Source organism: Alteromonas sp. Mac1 (assembly GCF_001562125.1).
GTDB lineage: Bacteria > Pseudomonadota > Gammaproteobacteria > Enterobacterales > Alteromonadaceae > Alteromonas > Alteromonas stellipolaris.
This window is the reverse complement of sequence record NZ_CP013932.1, coordinates 1,663,394-1,680,751: the sequence shown is the minus strand read 5'-3', so window position 1 is coordinate 1,680,751 and position 17,358 is coordinate 1,663,394. Positions and strand designations below refer to the sequence as shown.

Annotated in this window: 15 protein-coding genes; 5 read left to right on the top strand and 10 right to left on the bottom strand. The window is 43.3% G+C overall.

Annotation, left to right across the window (positions count from 1 at the left end; translation table 11 throughout):
* Window positions 1-11 precede the first annotated feature (11 nt).
* Window positions 12-563: a DUF2058 domain-containing protein gene (locus tag AV939_RS07125; protein WP_057792409.1), complete on the top strand. Its 552-nt coding sequence runs from the start codon at window positions 12-14 to the stop codon at window positions 561-563.
* Window positions 564-728: 165 nt separating this feature from the next.
* Here the strand turns inward: AV939_RS07125 and AV939_RS07120 are convergent, their stop codons facing one another.
* The gene (locus tag AV939_RS07120; RefSeq protein ID WP_061997416.1) at window positions 729-1,616 is read right to left on the bottom strand and encodes a LysR family transcriptional regulator; all 888 of its coding nucleotides are present in this window, start codon (window positions 1,614-1,616) and stop codon (window positions 729-731) included.
* A 127-nt stretch (window positions 1,617-1,743) separates the two neighbouring features.
* On the opposite strand from AV939_RS07120, the gene AV939_RS07115 reads away from it, so the two are divergent.
* Window positions 1,744-2,859 carry an MFS transporter gene (locus AV939_RS07115; protein ID WP_061997415.1) on the top strand — a complete coding sequence of 372 codons (1,116 nt, stop codon included), beginning with the start codon at window positions 1,744-1,746 and terminating at the stop codon, window positions 2,857-2,859.
* A gap of 82 nt (window positions 2,860-2,941) precedes the next feature.
* On the opposite strand, the gene add is transcribed toward AV939_RS07115, so the two are convergent.
* The 5 genes from add to AV939_RS07090 all read right to left on the bottom strand — a co-directional run bounded on the left by add (window position 2,942) and on the right by AV939_RS07090 (window position 8,776).
* Window positions 2,942-3,949, bottom strand: coding sequence for an adenosine deaminase (gene add, locus AV939_RS07110; protein WP_061997414.1), 1,008 nt, complete (start codon window positions 3,947-3,949; stop codon window positions 2,942-2,944).
* Window positions 3,950-4,361: 412 nt separating this feature from the next.
* Window positions 4,362-5,978 (bottom strand): hypothetical protein, encoded by a 1,617-nt coding sequence (locus AV939_RS07105; RefSeq protein WP_156454630.1) that lies wholly within the window; start codon window positions 5,976-5,978, stop codon window positions 4,362-4,364.
* Between the two features lie 613 nt (window positions 5,979-6,591).
* Window positions 6,592-7,599 carry a pyridoxamine 5'-phosphate oxidase family protein gene (locus tag AV939_RS07100; RefSeq protein ID WP_061997412.1) on the bottom strand — a complete coding sequence of 336 codons (1,008 nt, stop codon included), beginning with the start codon at window positions 7,597-7,599 and terminating at the stop codon, window positions 6,592-6,594.
* Window positions 7,600-7,607: 8 nt separating this feature from the next.
* Window positions 7,608-8,303 carry a glutathione S-transferase family protein gene (locus tag AV939_RS07095; protein ID WP_061997411.1) on the bottom strand — a complete coding sequence of 232 codons (696 nt, stop codon included), beginning with the start codon at window positions 8,301-8,303 and terminating at the stop codon, window positions 7,608-7,610.
* Between the two features lie 11 nt (window positions 8,304-8,314).
* A complete protein-coding gene (locus AV939_RS07090) occupies window positions 8,315-8,776 on the bottom strand; it encodes a nuclear transport factor 2 family protein (RefSeq protein WP_082604933.1) in 462 nt (153 codons plus the stop codon).
* Between the two features lie 153 nt (window positions 8,777-8,929).
* On the opposite strand from AV939_RS07090, the gene AV939_RS07085 reads away from it, so the two are divergent.
* Window positions 8,930-9,832: a LysR family transcriptional regulator gene (locus AV939_RS07085; protein WP_063458432.1), complete on the top strand. Its 903-nt coding sequence runs from the start codon at window positions 8,930-8,932 to the stop codon at window positions 9,830-9,832.
* A 104-nt stretch (window positions 9,833-9,936) separates the two neighbouring features.
* On the opposite strand, the gene AV939_RS07080 is transcribed toward AV939_RS07085, so the two are convergent.
* Window positions 9,937-10,164: a hypothetical protein gene (locus tag AV939_RS07080; protein WP_061997410.1), complete on the bottom strand. Its 228-nt coding sequence runs from the start codon at window positions 10,162-10,164 to the stop codon at window positions 9,937-9,939.
* 165 nt (window positions 10,165-10,329) lie between these two features.
* Here AV939_RS07080 and AV939_RS07075 point away from each other — a divergent pair, with 165 nt between their 5' ends.
* Complete coding sequence (locus tag AV939_RS07075) at window positions 10,330-10,788, top strand: GNAT family N-acetyltransferase (protein ID WP_057792394.1); 459 nt, start codon at window positions 10,330-10,332, stop codon at window positions 10,786-10,788.
* A 62-nt stretch (window positions 10,789-10,850) separates the two neighbouring features.
* On the opposite strand, the gene AV939_RS07070 is transcribed toward AV939_RS07075, so the two are convergent.
* Window positions 10,851-11,621: a haloacid dehalogenase type II gene (locus tag AV939_RS07070; RefSeq protein ID WP_171008953.1), complete on the bottom strand. Its 771-nt coding sequence runs from the start codon at window positions 11,619-11,621 to the stop codon at window positions 10,851-10,853.
* Between the two features lie 227 nt (window positions 11,622-11,848).
* Here AV939_RS07070 and AV939_RS07065 point away from each other — a divergent pair, with 227 nt between their 5' ends.
* Window positions 11,849-12,427 carry a TetR/AcrR family transcriptional regulator gene (locus tag AV939_RS07065; protein WP_061997409.1) on the top strand — a complete coding sequence of 193 codons (579 nt, stop codon included), beginning with the start codon at window positions 11,849-11,851 and terminating at the stop codon, window positions 12,425-12,427.
* Here the strand turns inward: AV939_RS07065 and AV939_RS07060 are convergent.
* Both AV939_RS07060 and rne read right to left on the bottom strand, forming a co-directional pair.
* Window positions 12,424-13,515 carry an oxidoreductase family protein gene (locus AV939_RS07060; RefSeq protein ID WP_061997408.1) on the bottom strand — a complete coding sequence of 364 codons (1,092 nt, stop codon included), beginning with the start codon at window positions 13,513-13,515 and terminating at the stop codon, window positions 12,424-12,426. The two genes, AV939_RS07065 and AV939_RS07060, sit on opposite strands and share 4 nt — an antisense overlap.
* A 152-nt stretch (window positions 13,516-13,667) precedes the next feature.
* A complete protein-coding gene (rne, locus tag AV939_RS07055; RefSeq protein ID WP_082746038.1) occupies window positions 13,668-16,967 on the bottom strand; it encodes a ribonuclease E in 3,300 nt (1,099 codons plus the stop codon).
* Window positions 16,968-17,358 lie beyond the last annotated feature (391 nt).

Genomic DNA, 17,358 nt, shown 5'->3' with positions numbered 1-17,358 from the left:
AGATTTAATATATGGCCTCGTTACAAGAACAGTTATTAAAAGCCGGCATAGCAGACAAAGGTTCTGCTAAGCAGGCGCGTGCTGAAAAGCGCAAAAAGAATAAACAAAAAACAAAGAACAACCAAGGCGTGGTGGATGAAGCGACTATTGCTGCTCAGAAAGCCGCTGAAGAAAAGAAAGCCCGCTCACGTGAGTTGAATCAGTTGCAGCAACAAGAGCGTGAAAAGCGCTCTATTGCTGCGCAAGTGCGCCAGCTCATCGATGTGAATAAACAGCCGCGAAAAGGCGATACCGTACTGAATTTCACTCACGATAATGTCGTGAAGCGTATGTATGTTAGTGCCGAAATGCACAAGCAAGTGACTAAAGGCCGCTTAACCGTGGTGATTTTAGGTGATGCTTATGAGCTAGTGCCTACGCCTGTAGCGGATAAAATTGCGCAGCGTGACGATAGCTTTATTATTTACCGTGCCGACTTAGACACCAGCGACAATGACGGTAAAGAAGAAGCACAAGATGATTGGTATGCCGACTACGACATTCCAGATGATTTGACTTGGTAACGAAATCCTGACCTTGTACAGAAATAAAGTGGCGTGAAATTCTTTTTCACGTCATTTTTCTTTCTGGGATCTTTTTTTTCCTTTTTCCTTTTTCCTTTTTCCTGCCCCTCTTTGATTTTCATTCGATTGTTCTCGCTAACCAGCTTTCATGGTTTATCACCATCCTTAAAATGCCAGTGTTTGACTAGTACACCAACTTAACCATGTTTCAGTCACCGGTACGCCGTTAGCTTGCCAGTGCATCTCTAGGGGCACGGACAGCGGCATAGTAAGCGATATAAACGTACAGCCTTGTGTCTGTAAATTCTTAATGCAGCTAGGTACTAACGCAACATGTTGCGTACTGGCTATGTGAGTTAGCAGCGCTTGCATACTACCGGGCTCACTACTCACTTTAGGCTGTACTTTCACGCGGTGGAAAGCACTAATAATGGCATCAAATAAGCTGGATGCTTGTTCTCTGGCAAATAGAGTGAGGGAATAAGGCGCTAAATCAGCCAAATTTACACTGCTATTCTTTGACAATGGATGCGCTTCAGACACCACAAGAACAATAGGATCATCCGTTAAATGTTGATGATTGATTAAACCACTATAGCCGCCATCGATAGGCCGTGAAAAGCCTATATCTATTCTCCCTTCACTAAAGGCTTCTAGCTGTTGTGCGGCAGTCATTTCAAATATTTGTACGTCAATGAGTGGCTCACTTAGCGAGAAGCGTTTTAATAAATCGGGCATAAAATGCGCACAGGCTGAGCTTAAGTAACCAATACGCAGTAACCCTTGTTTACCGTTCGCAACGCGCTGAGTTTCATATTGTGCTTGTTGGTAATGGGTTAAGATATCTTCAACATGTCGAAGAAATACTTTTCCAGGTGCAGTTAACTCCACATAACGAGTAGTACGTTCAAAAAGCTTAACGTTTAGGGATGACTCTAGTGCATTAATATGGCGGCTAACCGCACTTTGAACAGTGTGTAAACGCGTGGCCGCTAACGAAAAGCTTTTGCATTGAGCTACTTCAACAAAGGTGTACATGTGCTTTAGATTCATAAAAGCTGGGCTCGCACTGTTAGATTAATGCTGAATATGCATTAAAGGTGCGTAAAATTATCATTTAACGGATAGCTTGCCAATGCGTAAAATACAAGCCGAGTTAATTTAGTTTCAATGGGGTTTTATGCAGTTATCACGTTTTGGAGAAATCACTTTACTAGTGATTTCAATGTTAACCATTATGGTTGGGGCGGTACTAGCGCCTGGATTAAACTCTATTGCACCTGCCTTAGGTGTGAGTAAATTTGCACCCTTGCTCATCACCTTGCCAGCATTAGGCGCTATTCTATTTGCAGCATTTTTTGGAAAGCTCATTGATAGTATTGGGGCTCGCAAAACCTTAGTCATAGCCTTGTGGGGATACTTACTGTTAGGTATTGGGGGTATTTGGGTATACGGCCCGTTATGGGTAAGTATTGACCGAATTCTATTAGGTGGATTTGCTGCAGGAGTGATGGCGTCAGGCACCGCGATTATTTCACAGTGGTATCACGGCAAAGCTAGACTTTCTGTCATTGCTAAACAGGGTATGGCCATTGAGCTAGGCGGCGTAATAATACTGTTCTTAGGTGGCCTGTTAAGTGAAATTGATTGGAGAGCGCCGTTCTTGCTCTACGGGCTGGCATTGGTTTGTTTGGTGCTGACCGCGATTAGCATCCCGCGTAAAGAGCCAGAAACTCAGCCTGTTACCCTTAGCGAAAGTGGTCAAATTAATGAAAACTTACGGTCTGTCTTAATTAATGCCGTATTAGCCATGTCACTGTTTTTTAGTATGTTTATAACACTGCCAAGTCATCTTGGCGATTTAGGTTACAACGAAGCTGAAACGGGCTATTTACTGTCTTTTATTTCATTAATGGCTGTTTTATCCGCGTTGGTTATGCCACATGTCGTTAATGCTAAATCTGAGAAAGTAACGTTATTTTTAGCTTTTATAAGCTTTGCAGCAGCCCACGCAACCTTCGCTATTGCTGAATCCACGAGTTTACTTGTAGTGGCGTCGCTATTTGCAGGTACGGGCTTCGGGTTCTCTATACCACTACTTAATCATGCCACCGTTGAGCGTAGCTCTGATACGAACATGGGCAGGAACTTAGCGTGGTTTGCTATGGCGGTATTCTCGGGTCAGTTTTTAACGTCGGCACTCGAGTTTTTACCTGTGACTGACAGTGGCGTATTTGCAGTATGCGGTGCCATTGCTGTTCTGTGTTCGGTTTACGTGATGAAAACAAAAGCGTAGTTAGATAACTTAAAGAGTAAGTAAACAGTGTTGGCACTGTTTACTTACTCAAAAAGCTAAATAACTACCACAATCGTACCCACTAAGCACATTTGGCTAAATAATCATTGAGCCCCACTAAATATTGCTCTTTTTCAGACGTACTTAGCCAACTTGCTTTAAAGCTGTTCGCCACTAAAGTACTTAGCTCATCTTCACTAAATCCTCCTTCTTGCTGAAGCGCAATGAGGTTTTCATTTAAATATGCCCGAAAATAAGAAGGGTCGTCCGAGTTGATCGTTGGCATTAACCCGCGTTTAAGCATGTCTTTAATTTCAATTGAGGTGAGTGATTGCACCACGAATTGATTCGACACAGGGCAAACCGTTAACCCAATATTTTTTTGCTTCACTAATTCGCATAACGCGTCTGAGGCTAAAATATTCACGCCGTGATCTATTCTGTCTACATCAATGTCTTCTAGCACCTGGCGAATATGCTCTAGGGTATCTTGCTGGTTCACATCGCAATGCATGGTAAGTTTTAATCCCCACTCACGGGCTTTGGCAAACACAGCAGCAAACTTAGAAGGCGGGTTCTTATGTTCATCTGAATCTAAGCCTACACCAATAAGTTTATTAAGATGTGGCTCAGCCATGATTAGATGCTCCATGGCCGAGTCGGCCGACATATCACGAAGGAAACACAGTATAAGATTGCTTTGTACACCTAGCTTGGTATTAGCATCCTGTTGTGCGCGATAGATACCTTCAATTACAGTATCGAATGCTACGCCTCGGGACGTATGAGCTTGTGGGTCGAAAAAGAGTTCCACATACACAATGTGCTGCGCCGCCGCTTTTTCAAAATAAGCCATGGTAAGCGCGTAAAAGTCTTCTTCTTCAATTAATACACTCATCCCTGCGTAATAAATATCTAAAAAAGAGGGGAGATCATGAAAGTTATAAGCGGCTATCATTTGCTCTGGGGTTTCTGCACTCAGGCTTACGCCATTCTTCTGTGCTAATGCAAAGCTTAGCTCAGGCTCTAATGTGCCTTCAATATGAACATGGAGTTCGGCTTTTGGCATTTTTTGTATGAATTCTTGCATGTGGCCTCGTGTTATTTTTATTGGATATCAGACGGAAAACGTGCTCAGTTATCAATACAGCTGGCGCAAAACGCTGTGTAGTACAGGCTTAAGAGTAACGCTAGATCTAAAGCACTGGCTTCTAATGCAATAAATAATGCAATAAATACGCCTTAGTTCAAACGCATTGTAATTTTAAAAAAAGCTTAAGTTATTAATTATAATAGATAAAATATGATTCCAGTTTACCTTTATGTGTAAGTGTTTAATGGCAAATGTTAAGAAAATAAGGTGCTTAAATAGCAAGGCGGTGTTTTTGCGTTAATGGCGTCACGCGACAATAAGTGGCAGGTGCATCGAGTTAGTGCAAGGTTTTCATTTGCAATTATGCAAGAAGGCCTGCGGCATAGCAGACCTTCTCTTGTGAAATTCGCTATTGTATTTCTATATCAACATAGCCCGTTTTAAAATACTCTGGGCCGTGCAGTTCTACACAAGAAAGTTCATCGGCTGCTTTTTGCGCCATTAGATAAGCATCAGAGTGAGTGCTATTTTTTATAAGACCACTATGCGTGCGCGATGGCGGGCCAAATATGGGCCTACCAGAACATGTAATCGTATACTTCCAATCAGCTAATTGCGACGAAAAAGAAGTGCTTTTGGTTTCGGTTGAGTAAGTGTAACTGCTTGTTGTTTCTGTTGCTTCCCAGCTTTTTGATAAAGTCGAAGCGCTAAAATCAGCATAGTAAGGTAGGTCATGTAATAGCTTTTTGACCGATGTAAGTTCATTTCGACCAAGTTTACAATTGAAAACGTCATAGGTGTAAGCCACTTTATCGTCACCATTTAAGGTCACTAACGATTCCAAGAAACCTCTATTTCGTACGCCATTTTTGGTTTCTTTAAAATCGCAATTAGCATCTTCTTTTATCCTGATATTAATGTCAGGATAAGTTAAGTCCAAGTTCAGATACTTGTGATGGTAGTTAACGTTTAATTGAGGTGTGAAGTATTGCAAAATGTATTGATATTCTATTGATTCTAAATAATTATCGGTTCTGAAGCTTGTGTTAATCCCCGATAATTTCAACAATTTTTTTGAGTAGTCGTTTATGCTTGCATCGTTTATTTTATCAAGTAGGCCAGCAAACTCAGATATAGAATTTTTATGTTTGATTTGCGCTTCGAAATACGTATCTAGAAGTTGTCGATTTACATGCACACTTTCATTAGAATTCACAATTGCGTTTTTCGCTAACGCTAGAAAGCTGCGTTTTTTTGTTAGTGCAAATGCATTCATATATCCATCAAATGACGCTTGGCTGACAAAAATTGCTTTTTTGGCGAGTACTGCCTCGTTTCGGTACGCCCCCTTTTTATGTTGTGCGAGGTAGCGATCGAATCCTGCTACAGTGTTTTTCTGTTTAGCCGCTTTGAAGTCAGCTTCATCAAGCAGTGCGTAGCGTTTGGCCTTGAGCTTGTTTATTTTGTCTTGGGGAATACCAGCAAGGTGTTCTTTGTTATTCAAGACTTTATTAATTGAGGCCACGGATGAACCGGAAACTAGGCCAGCGTAGCGTTGATTTAGTCTTAAGTTATTTTCTCGATATGAAATCGCTTTTTGCGCGTCAGCAAGCCGTGATAACAAAATCTTTTTATAAATCCAACCTTCGCCGTTATAAACCCAGCCATCTTCTATCTTTTCGGATATGATGAGCGTACCTTTCTTGTGCTTATTGATTATTTTTCCTTTAGTAGAAGGCCGATTTCGTTGGTTGACGACAGGTGATTTCACGACAAACCCGTAATAATTATCGTCACTTAATAATCGCTTTATACTTTCAAGCTTTTCTATGCTTTGTGCGCTATTAATTGCTTTTATCAAGAAGTCATGATCAATCAAACTCATGTATGGCTTTACATTTTTAGTAAAAGTGGTGATGGCATTATTAGTTAACGCATCATGAATTTCATTTTTTGTGGTGAATATGTCACTTTTTATTGTTGCGCCAACACGATTTAATAATTCATTATCAATTTTATTGTTCACATAAAAGTCGCCGTCAGAAGCTGCCCCTACAACAATGTAGGGAACAAGTACCGTCATAAGCACCATGCCGCCAGATACTTCTGAATCGTGAAATACCGAGTTTTCAGGTATGTTCTTTTTGGCATCGGTAAAGCAAGGTTTTGAACGATTGGTATGTGTTAGCACTACACAATCAATAAACGTATCCCCATTCGCTATATTTTTCCCTTCATTTTGCTTTAGTAGCTTTACTAGTGCTTGCCGACTTATTTTCTTAGCTGATATATCGACGACGTCAATTTTATCCTTCGTAAGTTGAAAGATAACCTGCAGCTCTTTATGAGGAAGCTTTTCATTAGCATATTGAAATTGAGTTTTTGTGCTAAGTGATGAAAGATTTTTCATTTGCGATGCATTGTTCGACGAACAAGACGCTATCAAAATGGTTGTGATGGTGAATATTGCTTTGCGAAAAATACCGCTGATTTTCATAAAGTGGTTCTTGATTATGTTTTAGTTATCCACTTATTTAAACAAAATAGAAAAATATCGTCCTTCCCCAAATCGCGCATAATTCGGTCGTTTCAGCCTCCTAAATTAATCTACCTGACTTGACGTCGTGACAACGAAAGTTTCACCACGCGCCGGTATGCTCTGTGTGAATTGACCGCTCAATGATAGGGTGCTTGAAAGGGTAAATAGCGAACACTCGGGTAACGTTCTGAATTACTACTTGTACAAATCGCTCTGCGCCAGTGAAAGCTGCTAGTTTAGGGTGAGACCACAAAATGGATGCTTTGCCATTGACGAGCAAGATATCTCCATTGTTATCATCAACAAAGCATAAACCAACCCGCCCATCTGATTCGATGTTGCCGAGGGTATTAAAAAACTTATTTCCGCTAAAGTCGGGAAATAGCAAGGTATCTCCGTCTACTTTGATAAACCCATTCTTTCCGCCTCGATGCGATACATCTAGTCCATGGCGGGGATCGGCGGTAAATTTACTATGCCGCGAAGCAATATAAAATGTGTCAGCCTGAGCTACTAGCAAAGCATCTTTCTTCGTTAACCCGTTAGATTGGGCATACTGAGCCTTAACGTTTGAATTTGTGATTGAGCTGGCAGGCAGTGCGGGCGCAACATCACGGGGCAAGGTATCTCGGGGATGTATATACTGAGGACAGTTTCCATAACTTTGTTCTACTTGCACTCGTATAACACCGCCCCGATTATGAAGTATTAGTCCGTTAAGCCTATTACGGCGGCGGGTACTTAGCTGTAACCCAAGCAGCGCAATTTTACTGCCAGTATTCACATCTAACTGTGCGGCATCATTGATTAACCAATCTACATTGTCACTTAAGGCCAAAGAAAGCTGAGTGGGCGATGGCGACTCAATATAGTGATGATCGTCAACATTAGTATGTTCGCCCCAAAATGGTATCGCCCAAGGATGACCATGACTATCTACTACACCAGCCACCATAAACGGGCTACTGCAAAAGAATGCACGGTGCTGTTCTGGCATAAAGGGGCGAATAAAGCCTTTCGTCTGTTCACCGATACGCTCAGCAACGCCTAAACCTTGCTGAATGCGATATTCCTCAGTGTGAAAGGCACTTGTATTGATACTGTTCATAACGAACCTTAAAGTCTGTAATCCGCTGTAGCGGAATTTGCCATAGGGATAAAATTATCCATCGATTCAATACGGTTTATCCAAGATTGAATGGCGGGGTAAGGGTGCAATGAAACCCCACCTTCAGGCGCGTGGGCAATGTAGCTGTACATGGCGATATCAGCAAGAGTCAGCCTCTCGGTAGCCAAGTATGCTTTGGTGCTTGATTCGATGCGTGATGTGGGGCCGGATAGGGTATCCTCCATCACGTGTAGCAAGGTTTCAGTGGTTGCTAGTGCGGTGGGTACGTCGATATTGGCACCAAATACATATTCAAGACGAAGCGCTGCAGGGCCTTTGGCGAGCTCGCCGGCAGCTACCGAAAGCCAGCGTTGAACATTGGCTTTTTCAATTGCTGTCGTACCCATCCAAGGGTAATCACTGCCGTAAGTATCTGCTAAATAAACAATAATGGCATTGGAGTCTGAAACGGTGTGTTCACCATCAACAATCACTGGCACCTGTCCAAAAGGGTTCTTAGTAATAAATTCGGCAGATTTATGCGCGCCGTTTACCATATCAAGATTATGATTATGGTAACTAATACCGAGCAGAGACATAAACAACTCTACCTTGTGACAGTGGCCAGATTTCGGGTTTCTATAGTGAATAATCGCGTTATTTTTTTGTGTGTTGCTAAGCGCATTTGCAGATAATGAAGTCATTGATATTCGCCTTATAAACCAAGTGCCGTAAGCCCTGGGAAGTCTAGTGGGCGGCTATCGCCCTCCCAAGTCAGCTTACGTTCGTTGTCAGTTATGGTGTGGTCGTTAATGCTGGCAATTCGGCGCTGCATCAACCCTTCTGGGTTGAACTCCCAATTTTCGTTACCATAAGCCCGAAACCATTGACCTGAGTCATCTTGATATTCATAGGCAAAACGCACCGCAATACGGTTTTCAGTGTATGCCCACAGCTCTTTAACCAACTTATAATTAAGTTCTCGCGCCCATTTTCGTGCTAAAAAGGCCTCAATTTGCGCTGTTCCGGTAATAAACTCAGCACGATTTCGCCACTGACAATCCGGCGTATATGCTGCTGCAACTCGCTTAGGCGAACGACTATTCCAAGCATCTTCTGCCATACGAATTTTTTCAATAGCGGTGTCATTTGTAAAAGGGGGAAGTGGAGGTCTCACAAGCTCATCCTAGTGATTTAAGTTGCAGTTAGTATGATTGCTTGATAAAAATAAATAATTACTCAATTTTGAAATTTATAATTTCATTTTTTGAAACAATAAAGTGTGTAGACTAGTTAGCTAAACCCGTTAGCAAAGAGCAAATAGCCCGTTATGGATAGAATACAAGCAATGTCAGTATTTGCTGAAGTCGCCAAGCTTGGTAGTTTTGTAAACGCTGCAGAGCAGTTGTCGATGTCGCCTCCGGCGGTAACGCGGGCTATCGCTACCCTAGAAGCTCAGTTGAACACACGATTATTTCATCGTACTACACGTCGTATTCGTTTAACCGAAGCGGGCATACAATATCTTAATGACGTACACAGAATCCTGGCAGATATTGCGCAAAGTGAGGCCGCCATTGCGGGGGTTCAGCTATTGCCGAAGGGCACGCTGAGTGTGACGGCGCCGGTTTTATTTGGTGAGCTTTACATCACGCCAATTATTGTTCAGTTTTTACGAGACTTCCCTGAAGTGAATGTGCATGGCTATATGTACGACAACATCGTTGATTTACTCGATACAAATATTGATGTGGCGATAAGAATTAGTAAGCCTAAAGATTCTGGGTTATATGCCAGTACGGTGGGGTATGTAAGAAAGGTAACCGTGGCCTCAGCAGAATATCTAGCTAATGCCCCAGCGTTAAGCACGCCAGAAGATTTAAAACATCATACCTTGCTGTACCCAAGTGACTTTACTGAACCGCCGGTGTGGAATTTTAAGCGCAACGGCAAAACGGTAGCAATTCGGTTACAGCCTAGATTTGAGTGTAACCAAAATCGATCAACAATTAGCGCTGCAAAATCTGGATTAGGTATAACTCGTCTTATGTCGTACCAAGTTGCAGATGCGATAGAGAAGGGCGAATTAGTCAGTGTGTTAGATGAGTTTAACGATGTTAAGTTACCTATACAGGTGGTCAGCCTTGAAGGCCGTCATAACCTAGAAAAAGTGAAGAAATTCGTAGAGTATGTCAAAAGTGCCCTAGCAAAAGACGTGTACTTGAATTCGTAATCTCGCGTTGATATTTAACAAGCTGTTCAATAAGTTGATCATACGAAATCTGCACAACGCTTTTCAAAAGCGTTACACCTAACGTTTGAATAACGATTGATAAGTTACTTTTGCTTGCCCTTGTTAATGACCTCATTTCTCTCTCGCTCGTAGGTGCCATAGCTTTTTTGATATTGAGCTTCGCACTCTTCTCGTTGTGCGCCATAGAGTTTACGGCATTCTTGAAGGCGGTTCTCTTGCGTGGCCTCGTATAAATCTTGCGATGTGCAGGCGAATAATAACGGGGATACAGTTACCACTAAAGCGAAGGACGCGAGTTTGCTGTTAAACATAAATTACCTTTAATAAGAGAAGTGCCAGTCTCATGGTTTATAGATAATTGTTCTGACGGCACAAATCCCATTTGGTTCATTGATTTATCCGTTCATTTTTTAGTGCTATCTTCATGCAGGTTTGATAAAAATAACCCCATAAATAAAGAGTGAATAACCAGCCTTATGATTTCTTGGAAAGTTTTAACATTTAGCCAGCTCAATACCCATCAGTTATTCGAGCTTATGAAACTTCGAGTAGACGTATTTGTGGTAGAGCAAACATGCCCATACCCTGAGCTTGATGAAAAAGACAGACATAGCGATACGCGACATTTATTGGGTTTTAACGGCGACATGTTAGTCGCTTATGCGCGTTTAATACCTGCGGGAGTTAGTTATCCTGGCGTCAGTATTGGCAGAGTGGCTACCCATGCAGATTTCAGAGGCAATGGTGCAGGGAAAAGTTTGTTAACTGAGGCTATCAAACAGTGTGAAAACTTGTGGCCGAAAGAAGATATTGAAATTGGTGCACAAGAATACTTGTTAGCCTTTTATCGTAAATTTGGTTTTGTGCAAACCTCTCAAATGTATTTAGAAGATGATATACCCCACGTAGATATGAAGCGTAAAGCAGTAGCTTGATTCAAGTACTGCTAAAGGAATAAGGGCTGGTAAACACCAGCCCTTAAAAATACCGGTAACCGTTATTGCTTAGGAAGCATTTCAACCAACTCGTTTAAGTCATTCACGTTGTAATCTGGCGCAATAGCCAGTGGATACAATACCTTTCCTGGGCGGGCAATAAAGGCAGCTTGCCAACCGGCTTGTTTAGCACCAGCGATATCCCAACCATGTGCTGCAACCAGCATGGCATCTTCAGGTTTAATCCCCATTTTTTCAGCGGCCCATGCGTAAGTGCGAAGATCAGGTTTGTATAGATTGATATCTTCAACACTTAAGCGGTGTTCAAAAAATTCAAGCAAGTCAGCATTTTTGAACTGGGTATACACACCTTGGTTAGAAGAGTTGGTCAAGCTTACCAGTGTATAACCTTTATCTTTCAACGCTTGTAAGCCACTACGTACATCTGCATGAGGCGGCAAACTACGTAGTGGGGTAACAATAGCGGTTTTAGCTTGTTCTTGGGTTAGCGAAATACCTTCTATTTCAGCCACCATTAGTAACGACGCCACACCAATTTCACCGAAAGTGTGAAAACGCTGGGTGGTAGAGTCTACCAACGAGTGATGAAGCATAGTTGAAAACCACAAAGGTAGTAACTCATTACGGCCTCCTAGCGCTTCGCCTACGGAGCTGCGCATTGCAGTAAGGTCGAGCAAGGTTTCATTTACATCGAAGAAAATAACTTTAGGAGGTACAGGCTTAGCCTTTTCCATTGTGGTGTCAGCAGGCTGTTGAGCATAGCTTGAAAATAACGGCAATATGAGAAGTGCCGCAGTAATAAATCGTTTCATAGGATGTCCTTTTTTAATGAGTAGGCTAAGTAAGCGAATGAATAATAGGCGCTAGTTTGACGGAGGATCTAAAAGTAGAGACCTAAAAATAGGTGCTTACATTTTGAATGATTGCTCAAAACGATAAAGGACTTTGCACTAGTGTTCAATAACTTTTTGAGTGTTTGTTCAAAATTGTTATGATGTAAACAGATAAATAGAGAATAAACGAACGAAAGGCTCTCGTGATGGCTAAAGCACAATTCGATAAAAACAGCATTTTGGATAAAACCATTATGCTGTTTTGGCAACAAGGCTACCATGGTACGTCAATGCAAGACGTCACCAGCACCACAGGATTAAAGCCTGGTAGTTTATATAATAGCTTTGGCAACAAAGAGCAGTTGTTTATTGCAAGCCTAAATCGTTACGCACAGCGTAGTGCTGACAAAATGAAGCGAGCAATGGCGCATGGAGCAGGCGAGGGCATTATGATGCTGCTGACCGACATGGTGGCCGCAAGAGGTCAGAAAGACTATACCCAAAAAGAATATGCAAGCTGCTTTATTATTAAAACCCAATTGGAACTTACCAGCACCGAACCTAAACTGGCAGAGCTCGCTGGTAGCTGCTTAAGCCGAACTAAAGCCCAATACAAACTAGCGATTGCTAGCGAATATGGTGATGCGCTGAGTGAAGTGTATGCCACATCGGTCATGATGGCTATTTTTGGTATTCGGGTATACGGCTATCAGCAGCCAAATGAGGCTGATGTACTTGAAAGCCTGAGGCTGAGTTTACCCTGGTTACCTTGGAAAAAACACTAAATTAATGTTGCCAAGGCGATATTGGTTTGCCTCGTCAATTCACCGTTTATTTTCCAGTGGTCGGGGCTCCAACCCGCTAAGAACCGATTAAAATCAGCGCAAGCAGTGGGGTATAGCGCTCGCCATTCCTGTTCTATTTCAGGATATTGAAATTCGTATTGTGTGCCTATTAGCTGAGAGCCAAGGCAATCGAAATAATAATCTAAGCTGCTAGTAGTATGGGCGCTTTGATCGCTTTCACTTAACGCGCTGCCAATAAAATAAGCCACGTCTTTCATTCCTACTCCTAACCCCGTGTACTGAAAATCCACACCACCGCATTGGCTAAAATCAGGCGTAAAGCAAAAGTTCGCAACCTTGGCATCGCCGTGCAATAAGGTTTGAAACCGTGCTGATGAAAGCTGGGTCGACAACCTGTTGGCTTCTTTTTTTAAAGGGCCATCTTCCATAGCTTGCCATTCATCTTGCCTCGTACTCAAATGCCAGTAAGTGCCCTCTGGCCAAACATTGGGATCAACAATGCCCATAAAGCGGGCATGAAATGCTGCTAGCCAACGCAATACCGATTGCGCTTGTTTAACACTTAGCGAGGTTGCACATTGGGTGTATCCCGCGTCAACCAGATCGCCCATCACTAAGATATGTGCACTGCTATTGTTCTTACCACTAGACTCTAAATTATTATCTACGTTAATGACTGCCTTGGCGTCTAGATTAGCCGCGGAATTTGCAGGTGTATTTGAAGTGACGCTGGTTTCGCTAGCGGCTGCTAAGCACGTAGGAGTTAAGCAGTTTGCATTAGTGCTAGGTTGCAATTGGGTGTAAAAGTAGTGCTCTACCTCAAATGAACGGCATTTTCTAAGATGACTGGTATTGCTTTGCCATCCTTTAGGGTGGCTGATTTCTAAAGAAGGTTGAACGCACTTCGCCACTACAGGTGTTAAGGAGTTATCAGCGTTATCAAACAGAGTAGCGCGAAAGCACGCGCCATAACCACTCCAGAGTGACTGAATAAGCGATGGGGAGCGCACCTCTTTATTGGTTGCTCTCGCTAACCAATCAATCAAGTTGGGTTTAACTTTATCCATTGCCTTACTCCCACAGTACAATAATATAAATAACCAATAAAAAAGCCGCAATTAAGCGGCTTCTTATCGTTTATTAGCAACCTTAGTTCCTAGTAATAACGATAGTCAGCAGTGACTATCGTTATCAGTAACTAGGGCTTTGCTAGTCACGCTTAGGCGTTTTCATCAACACTGGTTGGGAGTGTTGTTGGTGCTGATGCAGCGGCACTTGCTTTCGCAATAGCTGCGCTTCTACCCGATACTACAATGGCTGGGCGGCTATCATCAGACTTAGCGGTAAGCGCTACGTCATTGAAAGTATCATCAACCGATGCAGGTGCTGCCATTGGCGCAGATGCATTAATGCGGCCACGGCTGCTAGCAGGTGCACCTGTAGTAATAGGCTTAGTTACCGCAGCTTTCGCTTTCTTAAGGTTCGCTTTTGGCACAGGCTTAGTTTTAGTTTCACTTGCTGCTTTAGCCGAATCGTCACCTAGGTTTATTTCAACCTGTTTAGGTGCAGCTTCGGCGGCAGGTGCAGGAGTAACTTCAGCTTTAGCTGGCTTAGGCGCATCCGCTTCACTTTTTGGCGAAGCTAGCTCGAACTGCATTTCGTCTTGAACGACTTCAGATGCTGTTTCAGTTTTTGGGGCTTCTGGCTTAGCGGTTGCAGTTTCTGTTGTCGCAGGCGCTGCCTTTTCTTCCGATGGGGCTAATACACCAGGCTTAGTGGCTTGAGTGTCTTCTGTCTTAGCAACAGTAGGCGCTTCAGCATTTTCGGCAGCGGTATCAACAGTAGCTGGCTGGGCATTCTCGTTTTGAGTATGCGCAGTATCTGCCTCAAGTTTACCTGGCATTGCCGCTTGAGTATCTTCTGCACGAGGTGCTGATTTACTCACGTCGGCAGCAGGTGCTTCTTGTGAAGGCGTAGTGTCAACGTTTGCAGTTGACTGTTCATCTACCGGAGCGCTGTTGTCATCATTAGACTGCTGCGCTTCCTTCTTACGGCGCTGACCAGCAGCACGAACATGACGAGGAGAACGACGTGAACGGCCACGGCTTTCGCGTTTTTGACCATTTTCATCAGTGTCGTTGTTCGCTTGCTCTGAAGAAGATTGAGCATCTTGTTCAGTGGTCGACTTAACTTCAGCTGGTTGAGAGGCTTGCGCTACTGGTGCTGCTGATTCAGAAGCTGCTGGTGCATCAGTTGATTGAACTGGCGCAGTATTAACTTCTTCAGTTTCAGCAGGCGCTGCTTTAGCAGGTTTAGGTTTCTCAACGGCAAGAGATTTAACTGGTTTGCTAGCCGGTGCTTCATTTGACTGAGTATTGTCATCTTTTTTCACACGTACGCTGCGACGAGTATCTCTGCGTTTGCGGCGCTCAGCCACTTCTTGTTTCTTCTGCGCTTCTTGAGGCTTAGCATCTTGAGACTTGTTATCTTGTGTCTTAGGCGCTTCGTCTTGGGTGTTATCTCTACTTTGCTCTTGCTTAAGTTTCTGAGTCTCGTCACGAGGTTTACGAGGCTTACGGCCTTTGTTATTACTCGCGCGTGGCTTGTCGTCTTGCTCAGAACGTGGCGTACGCTGTTCTTGTTCACCATCTTTGTTTTGAGGCTGGTTACGACGAGTGTTCTTTCTTGGTTTACGACGACGATCATCGCCATTGCGGTTGCGAGACTGATTGCCGCCACGGTTGTTGCGACCTTCAGATTGCTTCTGCTTTTCTTTTTCTTTCGCTTCAGCTTCTGCCTTTGCTTTTTCGTCTTCACCGCCAAGTACATCACCTAACCATTTACCAATGCGGGCAAAGAGTGAGGGTGAGCTTTCAGCTTTAGCTTCAGGTGCTTCTGCTTTAGGTGCAACAACTGGCGCAGCGGTAGGAGCAACTAGCCCTTTTAATGCTGGCTCTTCACGTTTAACCGGCGCTGAAGTTGTGGTTTCAGTTTCCGTTTCAACCGTTGGCATCAACTCTACTTCGTAGCTTGCATCATCTAGAATATCATCTGGACGGCGGCGTGTTACTTGGTAGTGAGGTGTTTCAAGGTTGGCGTTAGGGATAAGCAATAAGTTAACGCCATGACGCTTTTCTAAGCTTTGAATCGCTTTACGCTTTTCGTTAAGCAAATAGGTTGCTACTGATACAGGAAGCTGTGCTTCAATTTGGCCTGTGTTTTCTTTAATGCTTTCTTCTTCAAGAATACGCAAAATAGACAGTGCTAATGACTCGGTACCACGAATGGTGCCGTGACCTGAACAGCGAGGGCACACATGGTGCGCTGAATCACCCAATGATGGGCGTAAACGCTGACGTGACATTTCCAGCAAGCCAAAGCGAGAGATACGGCCTAGCTGAACGCGAGCGCGATCGCTGCGAACCGCGTCTTTCATGCGGTTTTCAACTTCACGTTGGTGACGTACTGGGGTCATATCGATAAAGTCGATAACAACCAAGCCACCTAAGTCGCGTAAACGAAGTTGACGAGCAATTTCGTCAGCTGCTTCAAGGTTCGTATTTAGTGCTGTTTCTTCAATATCACCGCCTTTTGTTGCACGGGCAGAGTTGATATCAATAGAGGTAAGTGCTTCAGTAGGGTCGATAACAATTGAACCACCAGAAGGTAAGCGAACTTCACGTTGGAAGGCCGACTCAATTTGGCTCTCAATTTGATAATGACTGAACAAAGGTACTTCGCCACGATAAAGCTTCACGCGGTTGGCAAAGTCAGGGCGCACAAGTTGGATGTGCTGCAATGCTTGTTCGTAGATGCTTGTTTTATCTATTAAGATTTCACCAATATCGCGACGTAGATAGTCACGAATTGCACGTACAATTACGTTACTTTCTTGGTGAATTAAGAAGGGCGCTTCACGCTCTTCAGCCACTTTAGAAATTGCTTCCCAATGGGTAAGTAGTACTTTTAAGTCCCACTCTAATTCTTCGTAAGATTTCCCTACGCCTGCGGTACGAACAATTAAGCCCATGCCATCAGGCAGGTCTAGTTTGTTCAAAGATTCCTTAAGTTCTGTACGCTCATCACCTTCGATACGACGAGAAATACCGCCGGCACGAGGGTTGTTTGGCATTAATACTAAGTAGCTACCAGCCAGTGATAGGAAAGTGGTAAGCGCTGCGCCTTTTTGACCACGTTCTTCTTTATCAATCTGAATGATAACTTCTTGGCCTTCCTTAATGACATCTTTGATGTTTGGGCGGCCTTCGAAACGATAGCCTTTGGGGAAGTAAGTGCGAGCGATTTCTTTAAGAGGTAGGAAACCGTGGCGATCTGCGCCGTAGTCTACGAATGCCGCTTCGAGGCTTGGCTCAACGCGGGTTATTTTACCTTTGTAAATGTTTGCTTTTTTCTGTTCGTGCCCAGGACTTTCGATGTCCAAATCGTATAACCGCTGCCCATCAACAAGGGCAACACGCAACTCTTCTAATTGAGTTGCATTAATTAACATTCTTTTCATTGTATCTAACTCTGTTTTTAATACAGCCGTCCAGATACAAAATTAAAGTGACATGTACAAACCCTCACCGCGCAATCTCACGATTGTACGGGGACCTTGTTGTAACGCCGCATTATCCTTGAACTTACGTGGCATGTAACGTTTTTCGTTACTCGTTCCGCGTTTTATATTGTTCTTAAGAATGTCGGGAGCGACATACCCTTATCTCTATCTATCTTTTTAACAAACACCGCTCTTAGGCTGGCGCTTGTTTGTCAATTCAATTCTGTTAGCTAAACGGCGAACTTATTTTATGTTCGCAAACAGCATCTGAATTATCTAACGGCAGTGTAGTCGTTGCCTCTATAATTCTCGTTCCAGATATAAAATTGCGTGTTTATTGAATAATGCA